The following is a 14013-nucleotide window of genomic DNA, read 5'->3' as shown; positions in this document are numbered from 1 at the left end:
TTCGTGCGTCCGCATCCGTTCAGTGGTGCTGAAAGCCGCGCATCGTTTTATGAAATCGCTTATTATATATAAGTATAGCAGCGGCAAGTTTGAGGGCATTCATGCGGTACCAGGAGAGCGTCGAGGAAAGCGTAACATTTGTGAAGCAGATTATGCCTTTGATGGCCAAGCACTCTGCGCCCATGAATCCCATCAGTTTCGCTGTCTGGTACGAATATATCTCGGGGGTCAACCCGCGGCTGAAAACGGCTATGGACTTGGCTTTGACTGAAAAAACGGTGTTGGACGGGGACACCATGGAAGCGCTGTACCGCCGTTTTATTGTCGTCCTGAACGAGGACGTCATGGCCCAGCTTCCTCTGGAGCTTCAGCGCCTGATGGCCAATGCTTCGCAATCGGTCGCCATCACCGAGCAGGAGGTCGAACACTATAGCCATTCTTTGCAGCAATTCAGTGAGAAATTATCCTCAGAAGCGGCGCCGACGGGCTCGGACTCTGAAAACGCCCCCGGTTCTTTTTCCGGGCGAATATACAATATGTTTAATACCCCGCAAGCAACTTCGGATAGCACTGTCGCGCAAATGCTGCAGGAAACCCAGCAATTGAAACAGTCGACCAGCTCTCTGGTCGAGCGGCTGCTTGAGAACTGTAAAGAAATTGAAGCGTTGCGCGCCGAGGTGATGCGGGTACGGCAGGACTCGCTGGAGGATAGTTTAACCGGTTTGGCCAACCGGCGCGGCTTTGATGAGGCGCTTGCATCCCTGTTAAGCGAGAGTAGCGCCGGAGCGTTCAATTGCTGTCTGGTGATGGCGGATATCGATCACTTCAAAAAAATCAACGATACCTACGGTCACCTTTTCGGTGACAAGGTTATTCAGGCTGTCGCGGAGTTGCTGAAACGCAATGTTTCGGACGAGGATGTGCCGGCCCGCTATGGCGGGGAGGAGTTTGCCGTGCTGTTACCGAAAATTTCGCCGGAAGGCGCACGCGCTTTGGCCGAAGCAGTCCGCGTCGCGGTTGCGTCTTGCCGGATCCGGCGCGAGGACAGCAATGAGCAGATCGGAAACTTCACCATCTCTCTGGGCGTCGCAAGGTATATTCGGGGAGAATCATCCACCGATTTCCTGAACCGAGCCGATAAAGCCTTGTACACCTCGAAGAGCCAGGGACGTAACCGGGTGACGGTTTACGGTCACAATCCCTAAACCTAGTATTACCGGCTTATTTGGCGCCGATTTTAACTACCGGTGCTTTCCTGATCTGTTGCAGGCCTATCAGGGTTTTCCGACCAGCGCAACGGAATGCTGGTTAACCATTTCAGGATCGAAATTGTCCCAAATTTCCTGATAGGTCCGCCCCAGCAAGGGGTGTACATAATCGGGCGCTATTTCCGCCAGCGGCTCCAGCATGAACGCATAGCGCGTTATGTCAGGATGCGGCAGCATCAAACCGTCTTCGGTAATTACCTGATTGCCGTAAGCCAGCATATCGATATCCAGTGTACGCGCTTCGAATTTTGCCGCGTCCGGTTTGCGTCCGTGTTTTACTTCAACCTCGCGCAGCAGGCGTTTCACCTCCCGGGCCTCCCGGTTGGTCAAAAAACCTACGGCCAGGTTGAAAAACGGTTTTCCCGGAAATCCGATGGCTTCGCTTTCATATACGCTGGAACAGGTGCTGATGCCAAATAGCTGTTTCAAGTCGTCCAATGCTTGCGTAATATGCAAGTGACGGTCGATATTGCTGCCTATACTCAAAAAAACATCGACTTCAGGATTTTTCATATGCGCTGTCCCCGCTCAATAATCACTCCAACTCCGCGCGCAGCAGGTACTGCGCCTTTTTTATCCACTGATAAACGCAACCAGGGTACATTGAATTCGGTCAACACAATTTCCGCTACGCGTTCCGCCAGCGTTTCCACCAGCAAAAACTGACTGCCGCGGACAAATTCGAGCAAGCGCATGGAAATCGCCTTATAATCCAGACAGTGTTCAATTTGCTCCGAGCGCGCGGCTTCGCGTATGTCCGTCGCCATTTCCAGATCAAGGACTACCGTTTGCAACGTCACGCGCTCCCAGTCATAAATGCCGATAATGGTCTCGATCTCCAGACCTCGTAGAAATATAATGTCCATGGTTATTCCAGACTTGGCGTGAAAGTTAAGTGTGCCGACAATGGGAGTAGCATACGCATCATGCCTTTGCTACAAAGCATTGAGGGTATTGGGTCGTCCCGGCGCAGCGAAAAATTCGCAGCGCAGTTAATTCTACCCCAAACTGTTTTACAGAATTTCGCGTATAAACGGACTACCGGCAAAACATCACAAATATGCATAAATCATGAGCACTCTAGGGTATAGTCTAATTGTTCCGGCTGCTTATTTACTCGGTTCACTTTCGAGCGCTGTTATCGTCAGCAGGATACTCGGGTTGCCGGATCCGCGCAGCGAAGGCTCCAAAAATCCAGGCGCTACCAATGTGCTGCGCCTGGGCGGCAAAAAAGCCGCCGCGATCACGCTGTTGGGCGATATGCTCAAGGGGCTGATTCCGGTCGTCGCGGCACAAATGCTGGGCGGTTCCGGCGAGCTGGTGGCGGCAACAGGGGTGGCTGCCTTTTTCGGACACCTTTATCCGGTTTTTTTCGGCTTCAAGGGCGGCAAAGGCGTTGCGACTTCGCTGGGCGTGCTTGCCGGGTTTTCGTGGGCAACCGGATTGAGTGTGCTCGCCACCTGGCTGCTGGTTGCATTCCTGGGCAGGATTTCATCCCTGTCGGCGCTGGTTGCGGCCTCGTTGGCGCCGGTTTTCGTCTGGCTGTTGCTAAAGGACATCGCGCTCACACTGGCCGCGGCGATACTCGCCGTAATGCTGCTTTGGCGCCATAGCGCGAACATCAAGCGTATTTTGAATGGAACCGAGCCTAAAATAGGCAAGAAATGATGAGCTATCCGGCACGCTGATGCGAGCCTTCGAAGTTCGCTTCACAAGTCCGCTCCGGCAAAGATACACAACGATAGCTGATTGATCATAAAAAACAGACACTTAAAATACCGGCGCATCGTTCCCTGCCCACAGCCTGTAGCCGACGCCCGCCTCGGTTAAAATATAGCGCGGACGCGCGGGGTCGGTTTCGAGCTTATGCCGCAAATGTCCCATGTAAATGCGCACATAATGGCTTTGATCGGCATGCGAGGGACCCCAGACATCCTGCAGGATTTGCCGGTGCGTTACCACCAGACCGGCATGACGCGCCAGCAGCAGCAATAGTTTGTATTCGATCGGCGTCAAATGAATCTCGGATGCGGCAACGAACACCTGCCGCCGGGAGAAATCGATACGCAAATCGCCCACGCTGAAAACGCCGGTCAAGGAGGGCGCATCAGTTCGCGCCGCGCGCCGGGCAACTGCTTTGATGCGCGCAATCAACTCGGCGTTACGGAACGGCTTGGTCAGATAATCATCGGCTCCGGCATCCAGCGCACGCGTAATATCGCTTTCGCGGTCGCGCGCGGATACCACAATAATCGGTACCGGAGATAATTTGCGCAGCCTGACCGCCAAATCGACGCCATCCGTATCCGGCAGACCCAGGTCCAGAATAACGATATTGGGGCCGTGGCTTCGGACGAGGCTGAGGCCTTGCTTACCGGTAGCCGCTTGCAGCACATTCCAACCGGAATCTTCCAGGGTTGTTGTTAAAAACAAGCGCATTTGCGGATCGTCTTCAATCAGCAGAATGCGCAGCGTGTTGCCGTTCATGGTTTCAGCATCTCCGTTTCGCCCGTATCGATCCGGGGTTGTTCATGCGCGGGCAATATTATCTGAAAAGACGCGCCGCCCTGGGCTCTGTTTTCTACGCGCAGTTCTCCGCCATGCGCCTCGACGATGGAGCGGCATATGGACAGACCTAAGCCAACGCCGCGTTGCACGCCTTCCGACTCCACCCGAAAAAACTTGTCGAAGATTTTTTGCTCCAGACCCGCCGGAATTCCGGGTCCGTTATCTTCGACAAAAATCTCCAGCGCATAACGTGTTGTTTCCGCATGTAAATCAATAGCCCCATCAGCTGGAGAATATTTGCAGGCATTATCCAGCAGATTCATCATAACCACCTGGATCAGCGGTACATCGACATAGACCAGCTGCAATCCGTCTGTAACCTTGAGGTTTACCCGCCTGGCCTGCAGCATATCTTCGCAACGATGCCAAACACTGCCGATAATCTCCTCCACGGTAATCCACTGCCGGTGCAGATTGACCTTGCCGGATTCGAGTTTGGCCATTTCCAGTATTTTAGCGGTCTGATCAGACATGAATCGCGCTTCTTCGTGTATTGCGTGGATCAGCTTTTTGCGACTGGCGGCGTCCAGACGTTCGCCGCCTTCTTCCAGACTGCCGGAAGCGCCCAGTATGGTAGCCAGCGGGGTGCGCAAGTCATGGGAAATTGAGTTCAGCAATGAGTTTCTGAGCGTTTCCGCTTCCATTTGCACCATCATAAAGCCGGTCTGTTCCGCCGAGCGCACACGTTCCAGCGACTGCGCTATCTGGTTCAGGAAGGTTTCCAGCAGGCGCCGCTGCTCGGGAAGAAACACGCGGCGCAAATTGGCAGGCTCCATCACCAATACGCCCAGCATGCCTTCCGATCCGGTCAGCGGCCAGTAAAGAGCGCGTTCGCCGGGCAGGGTCTGGGTTCCGTGTCCGGCCGGCTGCGCATGGTTCATTACCCAGCGCACTACGCCGAGGTCGACTCCGCACAACGATTCGGTAATCGGCGCCATGACCGGATAAGCGGCATGTCCATCTCGGTCGGGCAGAATCACGGTATTGAGCGCGTCAAATTCGTCATGAATATGACGCACGCTGGTCAACACGATTTCCTGCTCAGATCGCGCATTGGCCAGCTCCTTGCTCAAACGATACAGCGCCGAAGCGCGGCCTTCGCGCAAAGCGGCAATTCTGGCTTGCGCGCGCACTTTGCCGGTCAGACCGCTGGTGATGACTGCAACCACCAGCATCACCAGCAAACCGATCATATTCTCCTGATCGGAGATCATAAAAGAAAAAATCGGCGGGGCGTAAAAGAATGCAAACAACGCGGCGCTGGAAAATGACGCCAGTATGGACGGCCCGCGCCCATAGCGTATTGCCACCAGGAGCACACCGAGCAGATAGATCATCAATATGCTGGCTGGTTTGATTACGTCGCGAAAAGGCCATCCCGCTGCCGTGCATACCAAAGGTATCCACAAGCTCCCTAAAAAACGGGAAAATTGATGATCGCCCGACCCAGGGGCGATGATCAGCTCGGCTGACCGGCGTTGTCGCTGTGTTATAATAGCCGACCGGGCCTCGCCGCCCAGCAGATAGAAATTCAGATCGGGCGCTCGATTGATGATAGTGTCCACCACCGATCCGAGAAACCAGCGCCGCCACCCCTGTCGGCCCGGTTTTCCCAACACCAGCTTGGTCACATTGTTGTCGTGGGCATAGGCGATCACCGCGTCCGCCATATCGGAGCCCGACAGCGTGACTGTCGATGCGCCAAGGCTTTCGGCCAAACGCAGCGCGCGCAGTATGTCGTCGCGTTTTTCCGCCGGTAATTTCTGTAACTCCGGCGTTTCGACATAGGCGGCTATCCATTCGGCATGCAGACTCGACGCCAGACGTTTTGCCGCCCGCACCAAACGCTCGGCCAGATCGTTCGGGCCGATGCAAACCAATATGCGCTCGCCGATCTGCCAGATACTGTCTATACTGTGATCCGCCCGGTACTCCTGCATCTGCGCATCGACGCGCTCTGCGGTGCGCCTGAGCGCCAGTTGCCGCAGCGCGATCAGGTTGCCCTTGCGGAAAAAGTTGCGAATCGCATTTTCCGCGCGCTGCGGCAGGTAAATCTTGCCTTCGCGCAAACGCGTCAACAGTTCGTCGGGAGACAAGTCGATCAGCGCGATTTCGTCGGCGGCGTCAAAAAACGTATCCGGTACGGTTTCCCAGATGCGCGTGCCGACGATGCTTCCCACATCTTCGTGCAGACTCTCCAGGTGCTGCACGTTCAGCGTGGTGTAGACATCGATGCCGAGGTCCAGCAGTTCCGCGACATCCTGCCAGCGCTTGCGATGGCGCGATCCCGGCGCATTGGTGTGGGCGAGCTCGTCCACTAATATCAGCTCGGGCCGGCGGTTGAGCGCGGCGTCCAGATCGAATTCCTTGAGCGTCATGCCCTTATGGCGAGTAACCAGACGCGGCAGCAGTTCGAAGCCGTCCAGCAGCGCTTCGGTTTCCTTGCGCCCGTGAGTTTCGATCAGGCCGACGACGACATCGTCGTGCGACATGCGTTCACGCGCGGCCAGCAGCATCGCAAAAGTTTTGCCGACCCCGGCGGCCGAGCCGAAGAAAATCTTCAAGGCTCCGCGTTTCCGCTTTGCATCCGTCCGTTTGACGCGCGCCAGCAATGCATCGGGATTAGGCCGTTTTTTTTTCATCTCCGTAGAGCCTGGTTTTTGAATCCATCATCGAAACGTGCAAGAAACGCCTTTGAGCGATTGCCGCACACCCCGTCCGGGTCCGCGGTTATTTTTGTTTTCTGAACAGGAAAACCCGCCAAAAAACCAGAAGAAAGGTTACAAAAAAGAAAAATTCTATCAACATGCGCGGAAGATATCTTGCAATTTCCATTGTATATACCTCACTTAATTATTAACCGAATAACTATTCCGTTGACGGAAAACTCAAGGGTGGATCATCGCATCCAACGCCAGATTTAACGTCAGAACATTCACTCGCGTTTCCCCGACAAACCCCAGCCATGGGTGTTGTACCTGCGCATTCACCAGCGCTCGCAAACGCGCTTCCGATAAATGACGCGAATTCGCGACGCGTTTCAATTGATATTCCACTGCTGCCAGGCTTATTTCCGGGTCCAGTCCGCTCGCGGAGGACGTTACCAGGTCGATCGGCACCGCCGCCTGATTACCGGGGTCGGCGGCATGCAGCGCATCCAGGCGCGCCTGCGCGTTCTGTAGCAGCGCCGGATTCAGCGGCCCCAGGTTGGAGCCTCCCGACAACCCTGAATTATAGGGGGTAGGGGATGTCGCCGAGAGCCTGCCCCAGAAATACTGCGGCTCGGTAAAACTCTGGCCGATCAGCTGCGAGCCGATTACCTTGCCTTGACGCTCGATCAGGCTGCCGTTGGCCTGATAGGGGAAAAATTTCTGGCCTATCGCGGTAACCAGCAGCGGGTATCCCACCCCGGTTACCAAGGTCAGAAAAATAAAACTCGTGAATAACGGTCTGATTATGTTGTTCATTTCTACTCCGCTTTTTATATATCTTTGTAGGAGCGGGCTTTAGCCGGCAAATAACAGACCAACAGACCGCTCGCGGGCTAAAGCCCGCTCCTACAGGGCATTTCAAAAGTTTAGGGGGGTCATTTATTTAGAAACTCAGATGTGCATGGTTACAATGAGCTGCTCTATATAAAACTCAATGTGGTCAACGCCATATCAATCACCTTGATCCCTATGAACGGCGCAAAAAAACCGCCCACACCGTACACCAGCAGATTCCTGCCAAACAACTGCGCCGCGCCCAAAGGCCGGTAAGTCACGCCTTTCAGCGCCAACGGAATCAACAGCACGATAATCAGCGCATTGAATATCACCGCCGACAGGATCGCCGAAGACGGCGTCGCCAGATTCATCACGTTCATCGCGCCGAGTTGCGGGTATACGCCGACAAACGCCGCCGGAATGATCGCGAAATATTTGGCGACATCGTTGGCGACGCTGAAGGTGGTCAGCGCGCCGCGCGTCATCAGCATCTGCTTGCCGATTTCGACGATCTCGATCAGCTTGGTCGGATTGGAATCCAGATCCACCATGTTGGAAGCTTCCTTCGCCGCCTGCGTGCCGCTGTTCATCGCTACAGCAACATCGGCCTGGGCCAGCGCCGGGGCGTCGTTGGTGCCGTCCCCGGTCATCGCGACGACGCGCCCCGCGGATTTGTGCGTGCGGATCAGCTCCAGTTTGGCTTCCGGGGTGGCTTCCGAAAGAAACTCGTCGACGCCCGCTTCCGCAGCTATCGCCGCCGCGGTCAGATGATTGTCGCCGGTGATCATGATGGTTCGTATGCCCATGCGCCGCAGGTCGGCGAAACGCTCGCGTATGCCGCTTTTGACGACATCCTTCAGTTCGATGACGCCGAGCACGGTTGCGCCGTCGGTGACCACCAGCGGCGTGCTGCCGTTATTGGCCACGGATTCGACGCGCCGGCGCACCTGCTCGGGAACGGTGCGGCCCTGCGCTTCGACATAACGCTGCACCGCATCGGCGGCGCCCTTGCGCAACTGGCGTCCGTGCATATCGACGCCGCTCATGCGCGTGCGCGCGGTAAACGGAATCACTGCGTCGATCTCTTCCGGATCGTAACTGTTTTTCAGGCTGTAGCACTGATGCGCCAACAGAACGATGCTGCGCCCTTCCGGGGTTTCATCGGCCAGTGAGGACAACACTGCCGCTTCGGCCAGCATTTGCTCGGTAACACCCGGCGCGGGATAAAAATCGGTCGCATGGCGATGGCCGAAAGTGATGGTGCCGGTTTTGTCCAGCATCAGCACATCGACATCGCCGGCGGCTTCCACCGCGCGTCCCGAGGTGGCGATGACGTTGGCCTGAAACATCCGGCTCATGCCCGCCACGCCGATCGCCGACAACAAGCCGCCGATGGTGGTCGGTATCAGGCAAATCAGCAATGCAACCAGCACCGGAATGCTGACCGGCGTCCCGCCTGCGTTTGCGCTGAAAAGGGCATAAGGCAGTATCGATGCGGCGACCACCAGAAATACGAAGGTCAGCATGACCAGTACAATGGTCAATGCGATTTCGTTCGGCGTCTTGCTGCGCTTGGCGGATTCGACCATTGCGATCATGCGATCCAGGAAGCTGTCGCCCGGATCGGCGGCAACCCGCACCACCAGCCAGTCGGACAACACCACGGTGCCGCCGGTTACCGAGCAGAAATCGCCGCCCGATTCGCGCACCACCGAGGCCGATTCGCCGGTAATCGCGCTTTCGTCGACCGAAGCGGCGCCTTCGACGATCTCGCCGTCCGCCGGAATGACGTCGCCCGCCTCCACCAGAAACACATCGCCGCAACGCAGTTCGCCGGCGGATACCGGGGTCCAATCCGCATCATGCTTTGCGCCGCGCAGTTTTTTGGCCTCCGCCGTTTTACGCATGGAACGCAGCGTAGCGGCCTGCGCCTTGCTTCGCCCTTCCGCCAGCGCCTCGGCGATATTGGCAAACAGCACGGTAAACCACAGCCATAAGGCGATGGCGAGGATGAAACTGACCGTATCCGCGTCCTTTCCGGTCAACAGCGCCTGCAGCAGTAATACGCTCGTGGCAATACTGCCGATGTAGCATACGAACATCACCGGATTTTTCATCTGCACACGAGGCGCCATTTTTGCCAGCGATTCCCATAAAGCCGGTTTGAGTGCTTGCGGGCTCAACAAAGAAAACATCGGTTGTTTCATGGATGGCTCCAGGTAGTGGTTTGAGGCGACAGCGCGAAATGTTCGGCAAACGGTCCCAGCGCCAATGCCGGGAAATAGGTCAGCGCGCCGACGATCAGCACCGTCCCCACCAGCCACGCGCCGAACAGCAGGCCATGCGTCGGCAAAGTGCCTTCGCCTGCTTCCAGCCTGTGCTTTTGCGCCAGCGAACCGGCAATCGCCAGATACGGAATCAGCGCGGCAAAACGTCCGAACCAGAGCGCGGTGGCGAACAGGCTGTTGTAAAACGGGGTATTGGCCGACAAGCCGGCAAATGCGCTGCCGTTGTTGTTCGCGGTCGACGAAAAACCGTACAGAATTTCGCTGAAACCGTGCGCTCCCGCGTTCAGCATCCCGGCCTTGCCGACATCCAGACTCACGGCGATGGCGGTGCCGAGCAGCACCAGCAGCGGCGTGACCAGTATCGAGATCGACACCATTTTCATTTCGAAGCTTTCGATTTTCTTGCCCAGGTACTCGGGGGTTCTGCCGATCATCAGTCCGGCCAGAAAAACCGCCAGCATGGCGAACACGATCATGCCGATCAGGCCGACGCCGACGCCGCCGAACACCACTTCGCCGATCTGCATCAACCACAGCGGTACCAGACCTCCGACAGGCGTAAACGAATCGTGCATCGCATTGGTGCCGCCGGTGCCGGAGGCGGTGGTAATGACCGCCCACAACACCGAGCCGGCTATGCCGAAGCGCGACTCCTTGCCTTCCATATTGCCTCCCGCCTGCAGCGCGCCGGGGTTTTGATCAATGCCCAGCGGCGTCAGCAACGGGTTGCCGGCCTGTTCGAAACACAGCGCGACTATCGCGGAGCCGACAAACATGACGGTCATCGCACCGAACATGACCCAGCCCTGACGCGTATCGCCGACGATGCGTCCGAAGCTGTAACACAACGCGGCAGGCAGCAAAAACATCGCCAGCATGCCGGCAAAGTTGGCGAATGCGGTCGGATTCTCGAACGGATGCGCGGCGTTGACGTTAAAGAAACCGCCGCCGTTGTCGCCGAGCACTTTGGATGCGTCCAGAGACGCCGCCGGCCCCATGGGCAATAGCAGAGACGATGCTTCGGCGCTGTTCTGCAAGGCCTGCACCGGCTGATAGGGTAGAAAGTTCTGTATCGCGCCCTGACTGACCAGAAACACGGCCAGTATCAAATACAACGGCAACAGGATGTACAGACAGGAACGCAGCATATCGACCCAGAAGTTGCCGATCAGCCGGGTTTCATGGCGCGCAAAGCCGCGAAACAACGCAAACGCGACACAAAGGCCGGTAGCCGGCGCGATGAAATTGAGTACGCCCAAACCCAGCATCTGCGTCAGATAACTCATGGTCGCTTCGCCGGCGTAAGCCTGCCAGCATGCTGCGGTGATAAAGGATATGGCAGTATTTAAAGCCGAGTCGGCGGATACGGCCCCGAGTTCTTGCGGATTCAGCGGTAAAAAGCCTTGCAGGCGTTGCAGCAGATACGCCCACAACACCGCCACGGTGTTGAACAGCAGCAGCGCCAGCGCATAGTCTTTCCAGTTCATTTCGCGTTCGGCGTCGATACCCAATAGACGAAACAAGCGCCGTTCGAAAGGCGCAGCCCAGCGGATATAAACAGAGCTTGTTTCCATGGCCTGCGCCACGAAAACTCCCAACGGTTTGACCGACGCCAGCAATACCAGCAGAAAAGCTCCCAGCAGGAGCATCGAAGACCCCGTCATGTGTAATCCTCCGGTTTGACCAGCACCGCGATCAGGTAAACCATCAACGCGACCACGATTGCCAATGCAATTCCATACTCGATGGTCATGGCCGCTCCTCCAAACCGGCGCAGCCGTCAATCAGCCACCAGATAAGCACTACAAATACCGCCAATAAAGCCAAGTACAACAAGTCCATCATGCAACCCTCATTTCAAGTGTTGCCGTCATACTATTTGCGGGGGTATAAAAAAAATGTAAATCATTGCAAACTAATGGTGTATTGATTGTTTCTTTTTAGGATGCAATATAAAGGTCAGCAGAGTCAGGGCGCCATGGTGCTAGATTTTGTCGATAAGCTGTCCGTACACACCGGCAGCCGGTTCGTCCGCGCCGCTAGTCCCGGTGATCCCGGAATTCTACGACCTTCATAGGTCTGCGGTTTTCGGGGTGCGGCGGTCATTCCCAAATAATCCGGGTGGGCTGATATGCTGATTGCGGGGCGCTACGCGTGCTTGTTGTTTGAAAGACTGCTACGCATCGTCCGGTTAAACCGCTCTGCAAGCCAGTCGCGACAATGGCGGGATAGTGCCGGCTGATTGCGACAACGTCTTGTCTATCCAAACTGAGGACATTGCAGCAATGCGAAAATCGGGCTCCGGAAAATAAATCGGCTATAACGATCTATATGCGCGCTACCGCACCGTTGGCGCCCGGCATTTCGATTAAACTTTCGCAACCGTCGTCTGAATACCAGCGACTGCGCTTATATCCCCACGACCTGACTTTCGGCCTGACCGCATCCTCAAAGGAGATCCCCATGGCTATCATCAAAAAACCTGTGAACGCATACCGTGACGTGTCGGGCGAAGTCCGTACGTCAGCCGCTACTACCAGGGATGCGGAAGCTCAGCGTAAGAAAGCGCGTACCCTGGCCAAGCAACAACAAGCGGCTGAGCGTATCGCCGCCGCTACCGGGCAATTGTCCGCCGGTGTCAACGAGGCCGCCGCCGCGGCCGAAGAACTGAAGCGCGCTTCCGATCAGATTGCCACCGGCGCCGAGGAAGCTTCCGGCGCAGCCCAGGAGTCGATGGCGGCATTGACTCAGGTGGCCGGCGGCATTACCAGTCAGATGCAAAACGCCGATATAAGTCAAACCAAGATGGACGCCTGCCAGATTCTGGTGTCCAAAACCGGTGCCGAAGTCGCCAACCTGGTCAACAACGTCAGTGTTGCGGCGCAGCGCCAGATAGCTTCCGTGGCGATGGTCATTGAGCTGGAAAGGCAGGCCGCCAACATCGGCGACATCGTCAAGGCGGTGGGACGCATCGCCGACCAGACCAACCTGCTCGCACTGAATGCCGCCATCGAAGCGGCGCGCGCCGGCCAGCACGGCAAGGGTTTCGCCGTGGTTGCCGATGAAGTACGCACCCTGGCGGAAACCTCGGAGAAGAGCGCGAAGCAGATTCAAGACCTGGTGGGACAAATCCAGCTGGAAGTCAAGGCGATTGCCGACGATATCAACACCTCCGCCAAAACCGCGGAAGGCGAAATTGAACATGGGAAAACCATCATCGCGCAACTGGAGCAAATCCGCGTCGATGCGGTTGAAGTGAGCAGTGGCGTGCGCGAAATCGCAACCGGCGCTCAGCAATCCAACACCGCCTCCCAGCAAGCGCTTCAAGCTTCGGAAAGCATCGCTTCCGCAGCCGGCGAACAATCCACCGCAGCCGAGGAAACCGGTAAGACCGTTGCCGAACAGGCACAGGCTTTGGCCGAATGCGAGCAATTGTCGCAAAACCTGTCGGAACAGGCCGATGAACTCAAGAATTCCACCGATGTCGCCAAGAGCGCTGAAGAGGTCGCTTCCGCCGCCGAAGAGCTTTCCTCCGCGGTACAGGAAATCAACCGTTCCGGCACCCAAATCATGACCGCCATCGAACAGATAAGAAAAGGAGCGCAGACACAGGCCGCCGCTACCGAAGAATCCGCTTCCGCTCTTACCCAGATTGAGAAAGGCCTGGAGCTGGCGCAAGCGCGGGGTACTGTCGGCCTGGAAAAAGTAAACGCCATCAGAGGCCTGCTCGATATCAACAAGACATCCATCAATGCATTGATCAGCGGCATCAGCGCTTCGGCCGATGCTTCCACGGGCAGCATCAAGCGGGTCAAGAATCTGGAGCTGGTGTCGCGGCGCATCGACAAGATCGTTGACGCCATCGCCACCGTATCGATACAGACCAACATGCTGGCGGTCAACGGCTCCATCGAAGCCGCGCGCGCCGGCGAGTTTGGCAAGGGTTTCGTGGTGGTGGCCACCGACATTCGCAACCTGGCTCACGATTCCGCGGAAAATGCCGAGCATATCAAGGATTTGGTCAAGGCGGTGCAGGACCAGATCGGCGTGGTGAGCCGCGATCTTGATGAAATCGTGGCTGCTGCGTTGGATTCGGTGGAAAAGGCCAGGTTCAGCACTGCGGCGTTGGTAACCATTGAAACCGATGTCGCTGACGTGGAAAAAGGCGCTCAGGGTATCCTGGACGTTGCCAACGAAGTGGCGGTGGCCCTGGGGCAGGTAAAAACGGGTGTGGATCAGATTTCCGCTGCCGCCCAGGAAGCCGATAAAGCGGCTACGGAAGCAGGTGCCGCCGCCACGCAGCAATCCAAGGGAGCTGAAGAACTTGCGGCCGCCATCGAAGAAATCGCCTCGCTCGCCGATGAACTGCAAAGCGCCTGAATATCCGCCACTGATCCCTTG

General features: G+C 56.6%; 11 protein-coding genes. 3 read left to right on the top strand and 8 right to left on the bottom strand.

The annotated features are described in order from the left end of the window. Positions 1-101 precede the first annotated feature (101 nt). Positions 102-1205 carry a GGDEF domain-containing protein gene (locus F6R98_RS18660; protein ID WP_153250355.1) on the top strand — a complete coding sequence of 368 codons (1104 nt, stop codon included), beginning with the start codon at positions 102-104 and terminating at the stop codon, positions 1203-1205. A gap of 69 nt (positions 1206-1274) precedes the next feature. Here F6R98_RS18660 and folK read toward each other — a convergent pair whose 3' ends face one another. Beyond that, complete coding sequence (gene folK / locus F6R98_RS18655; protein WP_153250354.1) at positions 1275-1781, bottom strand: 2-amino-4-hydroxy-6-hydroxymethyldihydropteridine diphosphokinase; 507 nt, start codon at positions 1779-1781, stop codon at positions 1275-1277. Further along, the gene (folB, locus tag F6R98_RS18650) at positions 1778-2134 is read right to left on the bottom strand and encodes a dihydroneopterin aldolase (RefSeq protein ID WP_153250353.1); all 357 of its coding nucleotides are present in this window, start codon (positions 2132-2134) and stop codon (positions 1778-1780) included. Before folB ends, folK begins: the two co-directional genes overlap by 4 nt. A 205-nt stretch (positions 2135-2339) precedes the next feature. Between folB and plsY the strand changes: the two genes are divergently transcribed. Next, positions 2340-2936 (top strand): glycerol-3-phosphate 1-O-acyltransferase PlsY, encoded by a 597-nt coding sequence (plsY, locus tag F6R98_RS18645; RefSeq protein ID WP_153250352.1) that lies wholly within the window; start codon positions 2340-2342, stop codon positions 2934-2936. A gap of 102 nt (positions 2937-3038) precedes the next feature. On the opposite strand, the gene F6R98_RS18640 is transcribed toward plsY, so the two are convergent. The 6 genes from F6R98_RS18640 to kdpF all read right to left on the bottom strand — a co-directional run bounded on the left by F6R98_RS18640 (position 3039) and on the right by kdpF (position 11365). Beyond that, positions 3039-3755: a response regulator gene (locus F6R98_RS18640; protein ID WP_153250351.1), complete on the bottom strand. Its 717-nt coding sequence runs from the start codon at positions 3753-3755 to the stop codon at positions 3039-3041. After that, positions 3752-6478 (bottom strand): sensor histidine kinase, encoded by a 2727-nt coding sequence (locus F6R98_RS18635; RefSeq protein ID WP_153250350.1) that lies wholly within the window; start codon positions 6476-6478, stop codon positions 3752-3754. Before F6R98_RS18635 ends, F6R98_RS18640 begins: the two co-directional genes overlap by 4 nt. 246 nt (positions 6479-6724) lie before the next feature. Next, positions 6725-7303, bottom strand: coding sequence for a potassium-transporting ATPase subunit KdpC (gene kdpC / locus F6R98_RS18630; protein WP_153250349.1), 579 nt, complete (start codon positions 7301-7303; stop codon positions 6725-6727). Between the two features lie 164 nt (positions 7304-7467). After that, the gene (kdpB, locus tag F6R98_RS18625) at positions 7468-9531 is read right to left on the bottom strand and encodes a potassium-transporting ATPase subunit KdpB (RefSeq protein WP_153250348.1); all 2064 of its coding nucleotides are present in this window, start codon (positions 9529-9531) and stop codon (positions 7468-7470) included. Further along, entirely contained in the window at positions 9528-11276 is a 1749-nt protein-coding gene (gene kdpA / locus F6R98_RS18620; RefSeq protein ID WP_153250347.1) for a potassium-transporting ATPase subunit KdpA, read from the bottom strand. The genes kdpB and kdpA overlap by 4 nt, the downstream gene beginning before the upstream one ends. Beyond that, entirely contained in the window at positions 11273-11365 is a 93-nt protein-coding gene (kdpF, locus tag F6R98_RS18615) for a K(+)-transporting ATPase subunit F (protein ID WP_153250346.1), read from the bottom strand. Before kdpF ends, kdpA begins: the two co-directional genes overlap by 4 nt. Before the next feature lie 710 nt (positions 11366-12075). Here kdpF and F6R98_RS18610 point away from each other — a divergent pair. Further along, positions 12076-13992: a methyl-accepting chemotaxis protein gene (locus F6R98_RS18610; RefSeq protein WP_153250345.1), complete on the top strand. Its 1917-nt coding sequence runs from the start codon at positions 12076-12078 to the stop codon at positions 13990-13992. The last annotated feature ends 21 nt before the right edge of the window (positions 13993-14013 follow it).

Origin of the sequence: Candidatus Methylospira mobilis, assembly GCF_009498235.1 — a bacterium.
Taxonomy (GTDB): Bacteria; Pseudomonadota; Gammaproteobacteria; order Methylococcales; family Methylococcaceae; genus Methylospira; species Methylospira mobilis.
Note: the sequence above shows the minus strand (reverse complement) of the source record. Positions and strands in the feature narration are given on the sequence as shown.